We start from the raw sequence: 17,134 nt of genomic DNA on the forward strand, positions 1-17,134 counted from the left end.
CGCCTTTCATCGTGTGGCGGGCGCCGGCGTTGCGATCAGGCCTCGAATCCCCGCTGCAAGCGGAGAGAAAGAGCGCTCCATCCCGACGCCGGCATGACCCGGATCCGGTCCTAAGGGTGAAGTCTCAGCCCCGCCCTTGTGGCGGGACACCCCTTGGAACTGTTGACGGCGAGGATGGAGAAGCGCGGCCGATTTGGCAACCGGGTCAGGCCTTGGCGACCTGCTCGCGGATCAGGCGTTCAACGCCGCGCGGGTCGGCGATGCCGAAGAAGCCGAAATCGGTGAGATGGCCGGCCTGCTCTTCCGGATCGCCGCTGCCGCGCGGCAGGGCGTCGCGGAAGATGATGTCGCCGCGGCGGGTGCCGCGCCGGAACAGCGAGCCCAGATCGCCGGCGCCGAAACTGCGCGACCGTCCGCCGCCGGTCAGCACGATCGCCCGCTTGTCGGTGAGCGCATAGAGCGTGCCGCGCACGGCAAAGGCCTTGATCAGCGAGGAGACGAACAGCCAGATGCCGAACAGGAAGAAGAGCGGCCCGATCACCATCGCCACGCGGAAGAAGAGCTGGCTGTCCTCATTCCCGGCGGAGAACAGCCAGGCAATGCCGGTCCACAGGATGGAAAAGCCGGTCCAGGGAATGGCGAAGAGCGCCGTCTTGCCGCCGCGCAGCCAGGCGAGCCGGATCATGTTCGGCCGCCCCGTCCACAACAGTTTTTCGCCCGCTGCCAGTTCCGGCCGCACGGCCGCCTCGATCGCTCGATTCATCCCGGTCTCCCTCATCCCGCCGCCAGATATCAATACCCGGTTCGGCCGGTTCCGCTATTGCCCGCGTGCGGGGGACCGTCACTCCCCTGTTCAGGGCATTCAGCTGGTATTCAGGAGTGCGGGGCGAGGGTCTGGCATCCGCTCATGAGGGGTGGGAGGATGCACCGATGATGCTTGCCATGACACTCGCCGCCAGCCTGGCGCAGGCCTGGACGGGCGGTCCGCCGGACAAGCCGGCCGGGCCGGACATCTCCGGCCGCTATGCCGAGCTGCAGGCCAGCGGCGTATCGGGCTGCAATACGGCCGGCGTGCCGCGCACGCTGGATATCCATATCCTCGCCGCGCCGCCCCACGACCGCTCCGCCAATATCGGCGAGATGGCCTATAGCGTGGGAGACGGCGACGCGCCGGGCGGCAGTTTCACCGTCGCCGGACAGCCGGACCGCAAAGCGCTGGCCGACGGGTCCGAACGCGTGGGCTTCGGCGGCGGCTGGGTTCACACGGCCGGGCGCTATATCGACGGGATAACCGACGGGCAATTGCGCGGCCGGGTCGAGGTGGAACTGGACCGGCTGGCCGACGGCACGCTGCGCCTGGTCTCGATCACCCGGGCCGAACGCCAGAATGACGAGGGCGTACCGGTCGTCACGGATGGCCGCCTGCCCGACGGCACCCAACTGCGCCCCTTTTCACGCTGCGGGGACGCGTCGCGCTAGCGCCGGCATTTCCTGTCTCCCCCGGGAAGATCGCTTCGCCGGACCTGCCGCGCGGACGGCGGCGGATCCGGCTGGCTCATCCAGACCGGTCAGTGCGCCATGCGGCGCTCGAACTGAATCCCCAGGAAGCCGAACCCTGTAATTTCGCCAGCCTCATTGCGGGTGAAGTCGGCCGGGAAGATGTCGGAAAACGGTTGAAGCTGAACCCCGAACCGGTTCTCGACGGCCGGGCGCATGTCAGCATTGAACTCACCCCAGTGAAAGATCAGTCCATCCCCTTCCAGCCGGACGTCCATGGTGTGATAGGGGTCATCATTCACCGTATAGACCCCCGTATAGCGCGCCAGCGTCTCCCGGTCCGGAGACCAGTTCCAGCCCTGCCAGTGTTCGGCGGCGAGCCGCTCTGCCATGGCGTTGCGGCTGTTCTCCAGCGTTGCGCTGACCCGTCCGGGATATTGTTCGATCAGGCGCTGGCCCATCCCGGCAGCGCCCGGACTGTCGAGCAGGTATTCGAAGTACAGACGGACCAGATCTCCGGACAGCCAGCTGGTCTGGTTGTCGGTGTTGAAGAAGAAGGCAATACCGACGCCCAGATCCGGTGAGAAGGCCATGATACTGCGGGCACCGGGAAAAGCCCCGCCATGCTGGTAGACTTCGTGACCATCCATATCGCAGGTCCACCACCCCAGCGCATACTGGGGACACGGCGCGCCAATCGGGCTGTTGCCAGCCGCCATATTGGCGTCAGCATAGCCGGTCTGGGCTGTGGCGAGCATGTCCGCCGTGATACCGCTGCCCGCCGGGCCTTCACCGCGCACTTGCAGCTGCAGCCAGGTCGCCATGTCATTGGCCGACGTTACGAGCCCGCCAGCCGACTGCATGATACCATCGGTCTTGGGCGGCATCTCGTACCAGCCCTCTTCCTCACCGCGCCAGATATGCCGCCAAGCCAGGTCCTCCGCCGGAAAGTCCGATGTCCGCGAGGAGGTGTGGTCCATGTCGAGCGGCTCGAAAACGTAGAGATCCAGCCAGTCCTTCCAGCTGCGGCCGGTCGCGGTTTCCAGGATAGCGGCGTAGATGTTGTAGCCGAGATTATCATACTGATATCCCGGATCCCGGCTGTAACCGTGTTCGACAAGCATGCGCGGATAGTCAGCCGCGGCCACCGGCATGACGGTCGTTTCCATCGCGGTAATGCGTTGCGCGATGAACGGCACCTGGTGGCTGAGCAGATCCCGTAGTGTGTAGTCGGACGGATCGGCCCAACCGGGAAACTCCATGTCCGGCCAATGGTCCGTGATATGGCTGTCGAGATCGAGAATGCCTTCCGCGTCCAGGCGGGCCGCCAGCAGACCCATGAAGGCCTTGGTCTGGGAGGCAATATATTGCGGCGTATCAGCCGTCATGGGTGCGCCGGTCGAGACCCGGCGCACGCCTTCAACCCGGCGCATCAGCACCTCATCGGCCGTAACGATGACGGCCGCATAACCCGGCCCCAGATCGGGAAATGCGTCCAGATAGTCTTCCAGCCGCTCCACCGCAGCTTCCGGGTTCTGAGCATAAGCTGGCACGGCCAGGGCCAAGGCTGCGACCGCAGCCAGAACTGTCTTTTTCATTGAAATACTCCGCAACGCGCGTGCCCCCCAACAAGGCTTGCGTCGCCGGAAGACTAGCCATGATGCCGGGCTCAAAGACTTGCGGAGCGATTACCATTCGGACACACAACCGGGCCGGCTGTCGGACGGCACAGTGCGGGGAGACGCCGCGCTAGCGCCTGCGGACGGACGCCGTCAGATGCCGCCCGCCACGCGCAGCGAGGCCGGTGCAGACTGCACGATTACCGCGACGATCACCGCCGCCAGCAGGGCGACGGGCAGAAGAAGTTTCAGCAAGGCTTTCATCGCCGGCCAGACTAGCCGCCGGGCCGGCGCAGCACCCTCCCCTGAAGAGGGGAATTTAGTCGGTGGCCGCGCCGCTTGATTCGCCATCCGGTGCGATGACGAGCATGTAGGACGAGCCCGGATTGATGGCGACAGGGATGTTCGCGGGCAGCGCCTGCATCAGATCGATCCCGCGCATGACCCGGTAGCGCAACGGCGTGCCGTGCTGGGCTTCGAAAGCCTGGGCATAGCCATCGGCCAGTTCGCGCCGGTCGAACACGGCCAGCCGGTAGACCTGGCTGCCGTCCGGACGGGTCTCGCCCTCCAGCGCCAGACGGTCGCCGCCGCCGGACCCGGCATTGTCCTGCTGCGGCAGGGATTGCACGGCATCGGCAGGCGCCTGCGCATACAGCGGCACATAGAAGAGCTGACCATCGACCAGATAGCGCAAATCCTCCGACGCCACCTCGACGGTACCGTCAGGCTGGGCCCGGGCGTGGGCGTGCCGCTCCAGCGGCGTCGCCGGCGCCGGCTCGCCCTGGGCAAGGGGAAGATCCTGGCGCGCCTGACGCGCCCGCGCGGCCAGAAAGCGGAAGAAGACAGGATCGATCACCAACGGCTGATCGTAGCTCGCATTGATGTACAGCACAGCTTCGCCGCCCATCTGCTGATCCAGCAGCACCAGAAACCCGCCGGCCAGACCGCTGAATTCGCCCATCGGCTCGCGCTGTTCTTCGGTGAAACTGGCCTCGGCCCAGCGCAGGAGGCGTTCCGGCGTATCAAAGCCCGACAGGACCGGCAGATCGCCCTGGCGTCCGACGAGAAAGCGGCTGCCCTGCTCCGCCCCCGGCAGGCGCACAAAGTAGAGCGTGCTGTCCAGCAGAGCGTCTTCGACCGCCCGGCGCGCTTCCACCCGGCGCTCCTGCGGCGCGCTGTCCTGTACGGCCAGCGCCCGGTCGAGCGGCGTCGTGCTGCCTTGCGCCAGCGCGGCGCCAGCAATGAGCGGGACCGCCGCGAGACTGGCGGCCAGTGTCCGGATCGTGCGGAGCATTCCGCCCCTCCCCTTTTTGCTGGCCGGGACCCTCGCACGCCATCCCGCCTCCCGCCATCCCCGGACTGCGGGAGGCGCCGGGTTTTCAGGCCGCGCCGCTAGCCATGAAGCGCCCGGCTGTCGGCCGGCGCTTCGGTCCGGTCGTCGAGGCCGTAATCGCGGATGACTTCTGCCACGCGCAGCCGGTAGGCGGCGATCTCGCCCTTGCGCCCGGCCGCCTGCGCCTTGCGATGGCTTGACCGGTTGCGCCAGTCGCGCACGGCCGCCTCGTCACGCCAGGCGGACAGGGAGAGATAGCGGCCCGGCACGGCCAGGCTTTCGAAACGCTCGATCGAGACGAAGCCGTCAACGCCTTCCAGCTCCGGCTTCAGCGCCGCGGCCAGATCGAAATAGGCCTCCCGGCCGCCGTCTGCCGGATCGAGTTCAAACAGGACCAGGATCATGCCTCCACACGGCGCAGAAAACTGCGCGCCTCGCCCAGGATCAGCCGTTCCGCTTCGGCAAATTCGAAATTGGCCCGCCCGCCTTCATCGCTGCGCAGCCGTGCGCGATAGGCCTCATAGTCGGCCAGGCTGTCGAACTCGATCAGGCCCAGCGCGATGTCATTCGTGCCCTCGTGCGGCATGAAATAGCCCAGCAGCCGGCCGCCGCAGGCCGGAATGACGCGCAGCCATTCACGGGCATAGGTCTCGAACGCTTCCTGCTTGAACGGGTCGATCCGATAGCGGATGCAGCATAACAGGCTCATCGCCCCCACTCCTTCGTGTTTGTGCGGGGTGAGACTAGGGCCGGCGCACCGGCAATGTTTCGCCCGGGAACGAAGTATGGAACCGCCGCAATCATGCTAGCGTCGCCGCCATGAGCCACGGACCGGACATTGCCCGCATCGGCGCCCTGATCGGCGACCCCGCCCGGGCCGCCATGCTGACTGCGCTGATGAGCGGCAAGGCGCTGACAGCCAGCGAGCTGGCGCGTGTGGCCGGCATCGGCGCGCCGACGGTCTCGGCCCATCTCGTCAAACTTGCCGAAGGCGGGCTGATCGCAGCCGAGAAACAGGGCCGTCACCGCTATGTGCGGCTGGCCGGCGCCGAGGTCGCCGAGGCGCTGGAAGCCCTGCTGGGGCTGGCCCAGTCACGCGGCCACCTGCCCTTCCGTCCTGGCCCCGACGACCAGGCCATGCGCCGGGCGCGCGTATGCTACGACCATCTCGCCGGCGAGCTGGGCATCGCGCTCTATCGCGCCCTGCATGCGGGCGGTGCCCTTGCGCTGGCCCCGGACGGGGTCGCACTGACCGATCGCGGGCATGGCCTGCTGGACGGGCTGGGCCTGGACATGCCGGCCCTCATGCGGGCACGCCGCCCCGCCTGCCGCACCTGCCTGGACTGGAGCGAACGCACCCATCACCTCGCCGGCGGGGCGGGCGCGGCCCTGCTGACCCGTTTCCGGGAGCTCGGCTGGCTCAGGCCGCGCCAGACCAGCCGCGCCCTGCGGGTCACGCTGGAGGGCGAACGCGAATTGCCCCGCCTGTTCGAACGGCTGGGGCAGGCAGGCCAGGGTCCACCCGGGCCCTAACGCGCCGCACGCGGGGGAAGACGGAGATCGCGCGCCTTCGCCCTACTCCGCCGCAGCGGCTTCCTCGACCGCCCGCATCACGCGCAGGATATTGCCGGACCACATCATCTCGATCTCGTCCGGCGTGTAGCCGCGGCGCAGGAGTTCCTCGGTGACGGCTGCGGTCTCGCTGGCGTCTTCCCAGCCGCCGACACCGCCGCCGCCATCGAAGTCCGACGCGATGCCGACATGCTCGATCCCGGCCACCTCGACGGCATGGTCGATATGGTCGGCCAGCACGGAGATATCGACATCGCCATGCTCGGCGCGCAGCGCGGCCAGGCCTTCGCGGTAGGCCGCAACAATCTCCGGCGTCGCCGCCTCGCGGCCTTCCGGCGTATCCAGACCCAGCTCGGCCGCCAGGGCGCGCTGGCCGTCGGTCACGGCCTGCGGCACATCGCCGATATAGCGGCGGAAGGCGACCATGTGCGCCACACCGCCATTGTCGCGGATCGCGCGCAGCTGTTCATCGTCCAGATTGCGGGCATTGTCGTAGACGGCGCGGGCGCCGGAATGCGAGGCCATGACCGGCGCGCGTGACAGCTCGATCGCGTCCAGCATGGTCTGTTTGCCGACATGGGAAACGTCGACAATGATGCCGTGATCGTTCAGCGAGGCGACCAGTTCGCGGCCCAGATCGCTCAAGCCCGGATCCTCTGCCGGCTCGCCGGCCTCCGTGTCCGGATTGGAGGAGCCGCCGAACTGGTTATTGCCGAAATGGGTAATCGACATGTAGCGCACGCCGCGCTCGGCCCACATGGGCACGTCCTCGATGCCCGGCCCCAGCGGATAGGCGTTTTCCATGCCGATCAGGGCGACCAGGCGTCCGGACGCGGCGATCTCCTCCACCTCGTCGGCCGTGGTCGCCAGGGCGATACGGTCGGGATCATTGGCCAGCATGCGCGAGATGCCGCGATACTTCTCCTCGGCCGCCTCGCGCGCCGCGGCATAGCCCTCTTCGGTCAGATCGCCCTGCCCCACATAGACAATGAAGAAAGCCGAATCGAGCCCGCCCTCGACCATTTTCGGCAGGTCGACCTGGGCATGGGTGTGCTCGCCCGGATCGAGCGCGTCAGTGCCATAGCCCGGACCGATATCGACATGGGTGTCGAGCGTGAACGTGCGGTCATGGATCTGCGCAGCGGTGGAGACGGGATAGTCGTCATTGTCCGCCGACGCATCGTTGGCAGCGCTGCCCTCAACGGCCTCCGGCGCCGCAGCGGGCGCCTCTCCGGCCGGCGCTTCGGCTTGCTCCTCGCCGGCAGGCGCGCACGCCCCCAGAGCCAGAGCCAGAACCAGCGCAGACACTCCGAAACGATCAACCCGCATGACATATCCCCTCTTCAAAGCATTGGCCGCGAAGTCTAGGGGTCCGCCGGGCGAAGGCAAGGCCAAGCCTTTGGCATTCCATCCCGTTTTGGGTCAGCGCGGTGACCTGTTTTGAGATGCAGTTACCGGAAAGCCTCGAATGCGCCGGGCTATCTTCATGTTTCGTTTACGGATTTGACGCGCCCCGCCGCCCCGCACGCCGCTTGCACCGCGACCGGGGATAACCGGGAGTGGGATCATATGAGCAAGCTTGGCTTTCTGTTCCGCGACGGCCTCGGCCGTCTTGAAGACAAGTCCAACAATTTCACCGCGATGCGCATCGTTTTCGCGCTGATGGTGCTGTACGGACACGCCATCCTGATCCCGCTGGGCAAGCCCTATACCGGCACCTGGAGCCTGACCGTCGACTTCGTCGTGCAGTGTGCGCTGGACGGTTTCTTCATCCTGTCCGGCTACATGATCACCGCCAGTGCGATGAAGACGAAAGAGATCTCGCGCTATGCCACGGCGCGCATCTTCCGCATCTTCCCGGGCCTGATCGCCGCCGTGCTGATCGTGTTTGCGGCCTACCCCTTCTTCACCTCGCTCTCGCAGGCGGAATACTGGTCGAGCGCGCAGACCTGGGCCTTCCCGCTGAAGCTGATCGGCCAGGTCGATCCGCTGGCCGGCCTGCCGGGCACGTTCGAGAACTCGCCCGTCGGCCACAGCGCCAACGGTCCGCTCTGGACGATCCGTTATGAGCTGATGGCCTATCTGGGTGTCGGCATCCTGGCCCTGATCGGGCTGTATTCCGACCGGCGCCTCGTGGTGTTCTGGGCCGCGCTGACCTGCGTCTTCGGCGCCCTGGTCGCCACGTTCGGCTATAGCGGCATCGGCGAAGGCACGATCACCACGCTGGCGCGCTTCGGCCCGGCCTTCATGATCGGCGCCTTCTTCTTCGCCGCCCGCGAGATGGTACGCATCACCCCGGCCTTCATCGCCCTGGCGGGCGTGGCCGCGCTGGCCGCCCACGAGCTGGCGATCGGCTGGATGATGCTCGACATCTTCCTGGCCTCGGCCTTCCTGTGGCTCGGCCATGCGCATATCGGCGGCCGGATCGGCCATGCCGTGCGCAATGTGGAAGACGTCTCCTACGGCATCTACATCCTGCACTGGCCCATCGGCCTCGTCGCCTTCGCCCTGATGCCGGGCCTCAACACGACCCAGCTCGCCCTCATCATGGCCCCCGCCGCCATCCTCGCCGGCTGGGTCCTGCGCGAAACGGTGGAGAAGCCGGCGCTGGCCTGGAAGGACAAGCTGCAACCGCGGCGGAAGGTGCGTGTGGCGGCGGTTTAGGGACGTGGCTTGATCCCAAACGATTGTCATCCCGGCCGGATGGCCCGCGCAGGCGGGCAGCAGGGCCGGGACCTATACGCTCGCTTTTGGCCAGAAGCAGGCTTGCCGTCAGCGACAACTGGATGATCACCGGGATTATGGGTCCCGGACTTTTGCCCCGCCTGCGCGGGGCGTTCATCCGGGATGACAACGAGTGGTGCTGCCCTACCCCCTGAACGGGTCCTGCATCAGGATGACGTCTTCGCGCTCGGGGCTGGTGGAGACCAGGGCGATCGGGCATTCGATGAGTTCTTCCAGGCGGCGGACATATTTCACCGCTTCGGCGGGCAGATCGGCCCAGGAGCGGGCGCCGGCGGTGGAACCCTGCCAGCCTTCCAGCTCTTCATAGACGGGCGTCACCTTGGCCTGGGCTTCCTTGCCGGCGGGCAGGTGGTCGAGGCGGCGGCCGTCGAGCTCGTAGCCGACACAGACCTTGATCGTCTCGAACCCGTCCAGCACGTCCAGCTTGGTCAGGGCGACACCGTCGACACCGCCGACCTGCAGGGTCTGACGGGTGATCACGGCGTCGAACCAGCCGCAGCGGCGCTTACGCCCGGTGACGACGCCGAATTCATGGCCGCGCTCGCCGAGCCGCTGGCCGTTCTCGTCGAACAGTTCGGTCGGGAAGGGTCCGGAACCGACGCGGGTCATGTAGGCCTTGGCGATGCCCAGCACATAGCCGACATCCTTGGGGCCCACGCCCGTGCCCGCCGAGGCCTGGCCGGAAACGGTGTTGGAGGAGGTCACGAAGGGATAGGTGCCGTGATCCACGTCCAGCAGTGCGCCCTGGGCGCCCTCGAACAGGATCTTCTGGTCGCTATCGTTGGCATTCTTCAGCACACGCCAGACCGGGGCCGCATAGGGCAGGATTTTCGGTGCGATATCGAGGAGTTCCGCGACCAGCTTGTCGGCGGGATATTCCTCATGCCCCAGGCCGCGGCGAAGGGCGTTGTGATGGTGCAGGATTTCGGTGACGCGGGCACGCAGCGCCGCCTCGTCGGCCAGGTCGATGACGCGCACGGCACGGCGGCCGACCTTGTCCTCATAGGCCGGACCGATGCCGCGGCGGGTGGTGCCGATGGCCTCGCCGTCATCGCGGTTCTCGCGCAGGGCATCCAGCTCGCGGTGGATCGGCAGGATCAGCGCGGCGGTCTCGGCGATCTTCACGACTTCCGGGGTGATCTTCACACCCTGTTCGGCGATCCGGTCGACCTCGGCCACGAAGGCCCAGGGGTCGACGACGACGCCATTGCCGATCACGGAGAGCTTGCCGCGCACCACGCCGGAGGGCAGCAAAGAGAGCTTGTAGACCTTGTCGCCGACGACCAGCGTATGGCCCGCATTGTGACCGCCCTGGAAACGCGCCACCACATCGGCGCGGTGCGACAGCCAGTCGACCAGCTTGCCCTTGCCTTCATCGCCCCACTGGGCGCCCACGACGGTAACATTGGCCATTTCTGCCTCCGCGACTATGCCCGCCGCCCGAGAGACATCGCCTGCCGGACCGCGCGGTCCGGACGGGGGCCGCAGGGCGGCAGATGTCAGTCGTCAGATCAATGAAACGGCGGGCTCGAACGGGCGGCAGGCTTAGAACAGATTGCGGGGCCTCACAAGAGAGGGATCAGCCCCGCAACCGGCGTCCTGTGGATCAATCCACACGTTCGTAGACATCCCCGTCCCAGTCGAGCCGGACGATGGCGCCGGAAGCGTCGCGCTGGAAGGCGAAACGGTCGGGTCCGTAGAAGGCATGGGCGACGCCGCCGAACAGGTCGGGGCTGGCCGGCTCCAGCTGCAGCCGCATGTCGCCGAGGCTGGCCACCAGCCCGTCGCCCTCCTCAACAATCGTCACCACGCCATAGGGCTCGCCGGAGGAATAGGTGCCGGCATACCCTGCCCGCTCGGCGGCTTCGGGCTGCCAGGTCCAGCCGCCCCAGGCCTCGTCGGCGCGGTTCTCGGCCTCACGATTGGTGCGGTGCTCCAGATAGCGGGCGATCTGCTGGGGATAGTATTCCACCCGCGTATCTGCCCAGCGTTCCGCGTCGGGATGTTCGGTGAGGAATTGCAGGAACATCACAATGGTCCGGCCCGACAGCCAGCCCGTCATATTGTCGGAATTGGAGAAGGCGGCGATGCCGACACCGAGATCCGGCGAGAAGGCCATCCCCGTCCGCGCGCCGGTATAGCCGCCGCCATGGATGTAGAGGGTGTGGCCGTCGAAATCACAGATATTCCAGCCCAGCGAATAACCCGAGCACGGCAGTTCATAAGGATTACGGCCGTCTTCCATGTGCGTTTCCACGCCGGATGCGTGTGCCTCGGCCACCACCGCATCGGTGAGACCGCTGCCGTCGGGCCCGTGGCCGCGCAGCTGCAGCTGCAGCCAGGCCGCCATGTCGGTCGTCGAGGTCACCAGACCGCCCGCCGACTGCATCATGCCGTCGGTCTTGGGCGGCACGTCGTACCAGCCGGCCTCCTCGCCCTGCCAGATGTGGTTCCAGGATTGTTCCTCAAGCGAAAAATCGGAGGTGCGCCCGGACGTGCGCGTCATGCCGGTCGGCTCGAAGATCACCTCGTCCAGCCAGTCCTGCCAGGTGCGGCCGGTCGCGGTCTCCAGGATGGCGCCATAGATGTTGTAGCCCAGATTGTCGTACTGGAAGCCGGGCTCGCGGGCCTCGCCATACTGCGCGATCAGGGCGGGATAGTCTGCCGGATCGACCCGGGTGACATAGGCTTCCAGCATCGTGAGCTGTCCAACCGAGATCGGCACCTGGTGGGTCAGGAGATCGCGCAGCGTCCAGGCGGACGGGTCCACGCCTTCGGGGAAGTCCACATCGGGCCAGTGATCGATGATGGTGGAATCGAGATCGAGAATGCCCTGCGCATCCAGCCAGCTCGCCAGCAGGCCGACATAGGCCTTGGTCTGCGAGGCGATGTAGAGCGGCGTATCGGTGGTCAGCGGATCGCCGGTTGACGCACGGCGCACGCCCTCCACCCGGTTCAGCAGCACCTCGTCGGCCGTAACGGCGACCACGGCATAGCCCGGCTCGATGCCCTCGAAGCGGTCGAGAAAGGCGTCCAGCCGGTCGGCCGCGCCCTGGGGTGTTTCCGCCAGGGCGGCGGTTGAGGCAAGGAAGATGGCTGCCGCGGCGGTCAGGGGGGAAGAAAAACGCATCTGTATCTCCTGTCAGTCCGCTCCACACCTAACCGGTCGGCAAGCGGCGGTCTTGAACGGATGCAACCGGTTGATCCGGGTCAGGCTGCGAGGAGAAAACGGCGCAGGCCGCCGGGGGTCAGCCCGGTCTGCCGTCGCAGGCAGCGCGTCATGTGCGCCTGGTCGGCAAAACCGGCCTCGGCGGCTGCGTCGCCCGGCGCCGATCCTGTGGCCAGCAGACCGACAGCACGTCCGACGCGGCGCTGCAGCCGGTAGGCGCTGGGTGCCACACCGAAATGCGCGGCAAAGACCCGGGCAAGATAGACGCGGTGCACGCCGGCCTCTTCGGCAATGGTTGCGATTTCGGTCAGGTCGGCGGGATCGTCGAGCCGGTCGCGGATCCGTTTCAGCCAGGCCGGCGGCGACGCATGATGCGCCTGCCGGCCGGGGCCGAGCCGGGCGAGCAGATCGACCACGGCATCGCCGGCCGCATCGCCGTCCGCGGCAAACAGGGCATGAAGCTCGCACATCCGGTCCGGCGGCGCGTCGGGCGACCAGTGCCAGTCGTCCGGGATCAGGCCGGCCAGCGCGGCATCTGCCCCCGGCCGCAGATTGATCGACAGGATGAGCGCACCGTCGCGCCCGTGATAGCGGTTGTCGTGCTCGAAACCCGCCGGCTTCAGGCCGATGCCCCGCTGATGCATTTCGTGCAGCGCCCCGCCATGCCCCTCGCTCAACCCGCCGCACAGCAGGAAGGAGACCTGGTCGAAATCGTGACTGTGCGCACCCATGCCGAAGCCGGGGCCGTAATAGCTCAGCTTCACATTGAGCGCGTCGGTCTCGTAGACCCGCCGTGTCCGGAACATTCTGCCAATCCCGCCCGTCTTGTTCTTCAGTATATGACCCGGATGCTCGCCGCACCCTGATTGGATGATGACATCTTGGTCATTCCGGCGCGCGGCTGCGCGTCCGGTGCGGCAAGCCGCGCGGATTTTACGGCAAGCGGCCCTGGCACCGCTTGTTCGCCTGCCGGACGCGTGCCAGCGTGATGTCTGGACCGAGCGGGGAGGCACGGCATGACGATCTTGCGGACACTGGCGGCCGCGGCTGCGCTGGCTGCGGCGCCCGTCACGATGGCGTGGGCCCAGTCCGGCCCGCCGCCGGGCTGCACCGAGGCGCAGCACGACGATTTCGATTTCTGGCTGGGCACGTGGAATGTCTACGCCCCCGATGACGGCCCCTATCAGGGCCGCAACACGATCGTGAAATCCCAGGGCGGCTGCCTGATCACCGAACGCTGGGAAGGTGCCGGCGGTTCGACGGGCGAAAGCCTGAACGCCTATGACCCGCTGGCCGGCGCCTGGCGGCAGGTCTGGGTCAGCCCCGGCAATTTCATCGACTATACCGGCGGCCTCGACGCGGCGGGCGCGATGGTGCTGGAAGGCGAGATCTTCTATCCGGGCAATGGCACGCGCGCGGCCTTCCGCGGCAGCTGGACGCTCCGGGACGACGGTACGGTGCGCCAGCACTTCCAGCAACAGGGCGCAGACGGCGAATGGACCGACTGGTTCACCGGCATCTATGTCCGCGTGGAAGAGGATCCGCGGGCGGACGAGGCCGAAGCGGCGCGCCGTGGCTAATCGCGAATCACCGCAATGGCTGCGAGATCCGCGGGAGCAAACAGAACAGGCGCCGTTTCAATATTCATGACCAGATAGGCTTCCTGGCTCAATCCGCCGAGGGTTTCTACCACGTCAGCGCCTGTCATTGCCGCATAGCAAGCCGGTTCATCTGACCAATCGTCGACCCAGCCAGCCAACAATGCCTCACTGTCAAAGCCATAGTAGAGCAGACCGCCCCGATAATCGGACGCATTTAGGATGATATCTCCTCCCGCCCGCACGGTAGAGGTTTCCGGGCACGGACCCTGCACCGACAAATAGACCCGTTCTTCACGGAAATACGGATACAAGCCTTCCGTTGCGCGGCCCGTCTCCCCATAGAAGGCCAGAGCTTCTCCCAAGCGGGTCAGCTCGTTTTCTTGTTGGGCCAAAGCGGATGGACCCGGACCGACCAAGACGACAGCGCTGAAGACCGCGCTCCAGAGCTTCATCAGGGTCAACGTCCCCAGCGATAACCGATACGAATACCGGCATTGTCCAGGGCCTGGTTGCGGCCGGAGGCCAGGATCTGGCCGTGGGAGATGTGTTCGTAATAGGCGCCGACCGACCAGTGGTCATTGAGGTCGTAATCGAGCCCGAACGCATTGTGGAACAGGATCTCATTGCCCATCAGGGAGCGCGTCGTGGCGAGCCGGATACGCGTCGGATCGTCCGGCGGGGAGTTCGGGTCGATATCCTCGACACCGTCATTATAGCTCAGCCCGGTGCGGAATTCGAAATTCCAGTTCTCGGAGAACGCCCAGTTCCAGGCGAGACCGGTCGCGCCGAAATTGGTCAGCCCGTTCGTGTTGAACGAACCGTAGAGATAGGGGCGCGGCGACCAGATCGCCTCGAGGAAGTCCGGCGAGGCGAACAGGGCGTCGACCGTGATGTTCGGCCCATCCTCGACATGGTCGGCCAGATCGTGGGCCGTGACGCCGAGGCGGATTTCCGTCCCGCGCTCATCATCGGCAACCGCCGGAGCGGCCAGGCATGCAGCGGCCAGTGCGGCCAGTCCCAAACGCGTCATAGATGTCCCCCTCGCTCAAGAGTGTGCCGGCGCAGCGATACAGCGCCGGTCAGAGTGCGTCCAGCGCTTCACGATAGGCCCAGTCGAGCCATGGTCCCAGCGCGGCCAGATCGTCAGCCTCGATGGTCGGACCGCACCAGATGCGGATCCCCGGCACAGAGGCCCGGTGCATGTTGACGTCCAGCCCCGCATTCTCGCGCTCAAGCAGCGTCGTGATGCCCTTGGTCAGCGCCCATTGCTGTTCGGTATCCAGCGCTGCGGCCTCCGGCGCAACATATTTCAGCGCAACCGAGATCGGCGACCGCGCGCCTTCGTCCTCGCACAGATAATCGATCCAGTCGGACTGGCGCACCCAGGCGTCCAGCGTCTCGAAATTGGTCTTGCTGCGGCGGACCAGCTCCGGCAGGCCGCCAATGCGCGACCCCCATTTCAGCGCGGCAAGATAGTCCTCGACCGCCATCAGGGACGGCGTGTTGAGGGTGGAACCCTCATAGAGCGCCATATCGGCCTTGCCATTCTTGTGCAGCTGCAGGATCGCCGGAATCGGCCGGTCCGGGCGGAAGCTGTTGAGGCGTTCGATCGCCCGCGGCCCCATAACCAGCATGCCGTGCTGGGCTTCCCCGCCCATGCATTTCTGCCAGGAGAAGGTGAGGACATCGATCTTCGACCAGTCGATATCGACGGCGAAAGCGGCGGACGTCGCGTCGCACAGGGTCAGGCCCTCACGGTCGGCATCGATCCAGTCATAATCCGGAATGCACACACCGGCCGCCGTGCCGTTCAGGGTGAAGACCGCGTCGCGCTTGCCGTCATATTTCGAGAGGTCCGGCAGGGTGCCGGCCGGGGTCTGGAAGGTGCGCAGATCGTCCAGCTTCAGCTCGTCGCGCGCGTCGCTTGTCCACTTGTTGCCGAACACATCCCAGGAGAAGACGTCCGTGCCGCGCACACCGAGCAGCGACCACATCGCCGCTTCCATCGCACCGGTATCCGACCCGGGCATCAGCGCGACATGATAATCGTCCGGCAGTTCCAGCAGGGCGCGGGTGCGCTCAAGCGATTCCTTGATCCGCTGGATCGCAGTGCCGGCGCGGTGGGTGCGCGAAAGCGGCGCATCGGCCAGCGCCTCCCAGCTCCAGCCGGGGTATTTCTTCACCGGACCGCAGGAAAAACGCGGATCGGCGGGGCGCAGCATCGGCTTGGGATTGTCGGTGCGGGCGGGGGCGGTCAGCGTATCGTCGGCCACAGGGCTCTCCTGGCAGCGGGAAACAAGGGTGTATTCGTGACGGGCTGCACGTTGACGCCCTCTTCCCGCCGGGGCAAGAGGCTAGGCCATGATCCCGTCCCAGCGTGACCTTTTCGACATCCCGCGCGACCGCGTCTATCTCAACACGGCCTATATGGGGCCGATGCCGAAAAGCGCCATCGCGGCCGGCCAGGCAAGCTATGCCGCCAAGGGTCAGCCCTGGGCCTATGACGTGCAGCAGGATTTCTTCGGCCTGCCCGAACAGCTGCGCGAACGCGCGGCCCGCCTGTTCGGTGCGCAAGCCGGGGAGATCGCACTTGTGCCGTCTGCCTCCTACGGCCTGGCCACAGCCGCGCGGAATCTGGCACCGCAAAAGCGCTCGGAAATCCTGGTTCTGGACGGCCAGTTTCCCTCAAACATCTATGTCTGGCGCGATCTGGCCGAACAGTACGGCGCCCGGCTTGTCACCGTGAAACGCCAGCCCGGCCAGGGCTGGACGGAAGCGCTGATCCGCGCCATCGGCCCGGCAACCTCGATCGTCGCCTGCCCGCAGGTGCACTGGCTGGATGGCGGTCAGCTGGATCTGGCCCACATTTCCAACACGGCCCGCCGCCAGGGCGCCGCCCTGGTGCTGGATCTCACCCAATCGCTGGGCGCCCTGCCCTTCGACATGGCCGCGATCCAGCCCGACTTCGCCGTCGCGGCGGGCTATAAATGGCTGCTGGGTCCCTACTCCACCGGCCTGCTCTACGTCGCCCCGCATCACCATGACGAGGGCGAACCGCTGGAGCAGAACTGGATCACCCGCCAGGGCGCCGACAATTTCGCCCGGCTGATCGACTATACCGACGCCTACGCCCCCGGGGCCCGGCGTTTCGACATGGGCGAGCGCTCGGCGATGCAGCTGATACCGGCGGCGCTGGCCAGTCTCGACCAGGTGCTCGACTGGGGCGTCGACGCCATCGCACAGACCCTGGCGGACCGCACCGCCGCCATCGCCGAGGCCACAGCGCCGCTCGGTCTGGCCGACGACATGGTGGAACGCGCACCGCACTATCTCACCCTGGGCCTTCCCGCCGGCGCGCCGGACGATCTGCTGGCCCGTCTGGCCGCGCGCAATATCCATATCTCCCAGCGCGGAGACCGCCTGCGCATCACCCCGCACCTGTTCAATGACGACACCGACATCGCCGCCTTCGCCGACGGGCTGAGGGCCGTGTTGTGAGGGCGGGGCGGGGCTCAACGCCAACCTCCCTCTCCCGCGGGAGAGGGATCGAGGGAGAGGGGGAAGACACCGCGCCTGGCGCTCGGGGCGCCGACGCCGG

General features: G+C 66.7%; 17 protein-coding genes and 1 riboswitch. Of the genes, 5 read left to right on the top strand and 12 right to left on the bottom strand.

Annotation, left to right across the window (positions count from 1 at the left end):
- Window positions 1-63: 63 nt before the first annotated feature.
- Window positions 64-164: riboswitch (TPP riboswitch) on the bottom strand.
- 41 nt (window positions 165-205) lie between these two features.
- Window positions 206-763: a hypothetical protein gene (locus ABJO18_RS09880; protein ID WP_348508407.1), complete on the bottom strand. Its 558-nt coding sequence runs from the start codon at window positions 761-763 to the stop codon at window positions 206-208.
- Between the two features lie 167 nt (window positions 764-930).
- Between ABJO18_RS09880 and ABJO18_RS09885 the strand changes: the two genes are divergently transcribed.
- A complete protein-coding gene (locus tag ABJO18_RS09885; protein WP_348508406.1) occupies window positions 931-1,479 on the top strand; it encodes a hypothetical protein in 549 nt (182 codons plus the stop codon).
- A gap of 89 nt (window positions 1,480-1,568) precedes the next feature.
- On the opposite strand, the gene ABJO18_RS09890 is transcribed toward ABJO18_RS09885, so the two are convergent.
- The 4 genes from ABJO18_RS09890 to ABJO18_RS09905 all read right to left on the bottom strand — a co-directional run bounded on the left by ABJO18_RS09890 (window position 1,569) and on the right by ABJO18_RS09905 (window position 5,158).
- Window positions 1,569-3,095 carry a serine hydrolase gene (locus tag ABJO18_RS09890; protein WP_348508405.1) on the bottom strand — a complete coding sequence of 509 codons (1,527 nt, stop codon included), beginning with the start codon at window positions 3,093-3,095 and terminating at the stop codon, window positions 1,569-1,571.
- 340 nt (window positions 3,096-3,435) lie between these two features.
- The gene (locus ABJO18_RS09895; protein WP_348508404.1) at window positions 3,436-4,410 is read right to left on the bottom strand and encodes a hypothetical protein; all 975 of its coding nucleotides are present in this window, start codon (window positions 4,408-4,410) and stop codon (window positions 3,436-3,438) included.
- 98 nt (window positions 4,411-4,508) lie between these two features.
- A complete protein-coding gene (locus ABJO18_RS09900; RefSeq protein WP_348508403.1) occupies window positions 4,509-4,853 on the bottom strand; it encodes an antibiotic biosynthesis monooxygenase in 345 nt (114 codons plus the stop codon).
- Complete coding sequence (locus tag ABJO18_RS09905; protein WP_348508402.1) at window positions 4,850-5,158, bottom strand: NIPSNAP family protein; 309 nt, start codon at window positions 5,156-5,158, stop codon at window positions 4,850-4,852. The genes ABJO18_RS09900 and ABJO18_RS09905 overlap by 4 nt, the downstream gene beginning before the upstream one ends.
- A 110-nt stretch (window positions 5,159-5,268) precedes the next feature.
- Here ABJO18_RS09905 and ABJO18_RS09910 point away from each other — a divergent pair, with 110 nt between their 5' ends.
- A complete protein-coding gene (locus ABJO18_RS09910) occupies window positions 5,269-5,982 on the top strand; it encodes a helix-turn-helix domain-containing protein (RefSeq protein ID WP_348508401.1) in 714 nt (237 codons plus the stop codon).
- 42 nt (window positions 5,983-6,024) lie between these two features.
- On the opposite strand, the gene ABJO18_RS09915 is transcribed toward ABJO18_RS09910, so the two are convergent.
- Complete coding sequence (locus ABJO18_RS09915) at window positions 6,025-7,350, bottom strand: membrane dipeptidase (RefSeq protein WP_348508400.1); 1,326 nt, start codon at window positions 7,348-7,350, stop codon at window positions 6,025-6,027.
- A 240-nt stretch (window positions 7,351-7,590) separates the two neighbouring features.
- Here ABJO18_RS09915 and ABJO18_RS09920 point away from each other — a divergent pair, with 240 nt between their 5' ends.
- The gene (locus ABJO18_RS09920) at window positions 7,591-8,685 is read left to right on the top strand and encodes an acyltransferase (protein ID WP_348508399.1); all 1,095 of its coding nucleotides are present in this window, start codon (window positions 7,591-7,593) and stop codon (window positions 8,683-8,685) included.
- Between the two features lie 204 nt (window positions 8,686-8,889).
- On the opposite strand, the gene ABJO18_RS09925 is transcribed toward ABJO18_RS09920, so the two are convergent.
- The 3 genes from ABJO18_RS09925 to ABJO18_RS09935 form a co-directional block, all read right to left on the bottom strand.
- The gene (locus tag ABJO18_RS09925) at window positions 8,890-10,179 is read right to left on the bottom strand and encodes an adenylosuccinate synthase (protein ID WP_348508398.1); all 1,290 of its coding nucleotides are present in this window, start codon (window positions 10,177-10,179) and stop codon (window positions 8,890-8,892) included.
- A 193-nt stretch (window positions 10,180-10,372) separates the two neighbouring features.
- Window positions 10,373-11,896: a serine hydrolase gene (locus ABJO18_RS09930; RefSeq protein ID WP_348508397.1), complete on the bottom strand. Its 1,524-nt coding sequence runs from the start codon at window positions 11,894-11,896 to the stop codon at window positions 10,373-10,375.
- 80 nt (window positions 11,897-11,976) lie between these two features.
- A complete protein-coding gene (locus ABJO18_RS09935) occupies window positions 11,977-12,741 on the bottom strand; it encodes an AraC family transcriptional regulator (RefSeq protein WP_348508396.1) in 765 nt (254 codons plus the stop codon).
- A gap of 210 nt (window positions 12,742-12,951) precedes the next feature.
- Between ABJO18_RS09935 and ABJO18_RS09940 the strand changes: the two genes are divergently transcribed.
- Complete coding sequence (locus ABJO18_RS09940) at window positions 12,952-13,515, top strand: hypothetical protein (protein ID WP_348508395.1); 564 nt, start codon at window positions 12,952-12,954, stop codon at window positions 13,513-13,515.
- Here the strand turns inward: ABJO18_RS09940 and ABJO18_RS09945 are convergent.
- From ABJO18_RS09945 to ABJO18_RS09955, 3 genes are read right to left on the bottom strand one after another with little or no spacing between them, the layout of a single operon-like run.
- The gene (locus ABJO18_RS09945; protein ID WP_348508394.1) at window positions 13,512-13,988 is read right to left on the bottom strand and encodes a hypothetical protein; all 477 of its coding nucleotides are present in this window, start codon (window positions 13,986-13,988) and stop codon (window positions 13,512-13,514) included. The genes ABJO18_RS09940 and ABJO18_RS09945 overlap by 4 nt on opposite strands.
- 5 nt (window positions 13,989-13,993) lie before the next feature.
- A complete protein-coding gene (locus ABJO18_RS09950; protein ID WP_348508393.1) occupies window positions 13,994-14,566 on the bottom strand; it encodes an acyloxyacyl hydrolase in 573 nt (190 codons plus the stop codon).
- Between the two features lie 49 nt (window positions 14,567-14,615).
- On the bottom strand, window positions 14,616-15,809 hold the full coding sequence (locus tag ABJO18_RS09955; RefSeq protein ID WP_348508392.1) for a phosphoserine transaminase: 1,194 nt from the start codon (window positions 15,807-15,809) through the stop codon (window positions 14,616-14,618).
- Between the two features lie 88 nt (window positions 15,810-15,897).
- Between ABJO18_RS09955 and ABJO18_RS09960 the strand changes: the two genes are divergently transcribed.
- Window positions 15,898-17,034, top strand: a complete 1,137-nt coding sequence (locus ABJO18_RS09960) for an aminotransferase class V-fold PLP-dependent enzyme (protein WP_348508391.1) — start codon at window positions 15,898-15,900, stop codon at window positions 17,032-17,034.
- The last annotated feature ends 100 nt before the right edge of the window (window positions 17,035-17,134 follow it).

It is taken from the genome of Maricaulis sp. (assembly GCF_039978735.1).
GTDB lineage: Bacteria > Pseudomonadota > Alphaproteobacteria > Caulobacterales > Maricaulaceae > Maricaulis.

Coding starts and splice junctions, on each gene's coding strand:
- ABJO18_RS09950 (WP_348508393.1), bottom strand. CDS start 14,566: ATGACGCGTTTGGGACTGGCCGCACTGGCCGCTGCATGCCTGGCCGCT.
- ABJO18_RS09895 (WP_348508404.1), bottom strand. CDS start 4,410: ATGCTCCGCACGATCCGGACACTGGCCGCCAGTCTCGCGGCGGTCCCG.
- ABJO18_RS09890 (WP_348508405.1), bottom strand. CDS start 3,095: ATGAAAAAGACAGTTCTGGCTGCGGTCGCAGCCTTGGCCCTGGCCGTG.
- ABJO18_RS09915 (WP_348508400.1), bottom strand. CDS start 7,350: ATGCGGGTTGATCGTTTCGGAGTGTCTGCGCTGGTTCTGGCTCTGGCT.
- ABJO18_RS09880 (WP_348508407.1), bottom strand. CDS start 763: ATGAATCGAGCGATCGAGGCGGCCGTGCGGCCGGAACTGGCAGCGGGC.
- ABJO18_RS09885 (WP_348508406.1), top strand. CDS start 931: ATGATGCTTGCCATGACACTCGCCGCCAGCCTGGCGCAGGCCTGGACG.
- ABJO18_RS09905 (WP_348508402.1), bottom strand. CDS start 5,158: ATGAGCCTGTTATGCTGCATCCGCTATCGGATCGACCCGTTCAAGCAG.
- ABJO18_RS09935 (WP_348508396.1), bottom strand. CDS start 12,741: ATGTTCCGGACACGGCGGGTCTACGAGACCGACGCGCTCAATGTGAAG.
- ABJO18_RS09920 (WP_348508399.1), top strand. CDS start 7,591: ATGAGCAAGCTTGGCTTTCTGTTCCGCGACGGCCTCGGCCGTCTTGAA.
- ABJO18_RS09960 (WP_348508391.1), top strand. CDS start 15,898: ATGATCCCGTCCCAGCGTGACCTTTTCGACATCCCGCGCGACCGCGTC.
- ABJO18_RS09910 (WP_348508401.1), top strand. CDS start 5,269: ATGAGCCACGGACCGGACATTGCCCGCATCGGCGCCCTGATCGGCGAC.
- ABJO18_RS09940 (WP_348508395.1), top strand. CDS start 12,952: ATGACGATCTTGCGGACACTGGCGGCCGCGGCTGCGCTGGCTGCGGCG.
- ABJO18_RS09945 (WP_348508394.1), bottom strand. CDS start 13,988: ATGAAGCTCTGGAGCGCGGTCTTCAGCGCTGTCGTCTTGGTCGGTCCG.
- ABJO18_RS09900 (WP_348508403.1), bottom strand. CDS start 4,853: ATGATCCTGGTCCTGTTTGAACTCGATCCGGCAGACGGCGGCCGGGAG.
- ABJO18_RS09930 (WP_348508397.1), bottom strand. CDS start 11,896: ATGCGTTTTTCTTCCCCCCTGACCGCCGCGGCAGCCATCTTCCTTGCC.
- ABJO18_RS09925 (WP_348508398.1), bottom strand. CDS start 10,179: ATGGCCAATGTTACCGTCGTGGGCGCCCAGTGGGGCGATGAAGGCAAG.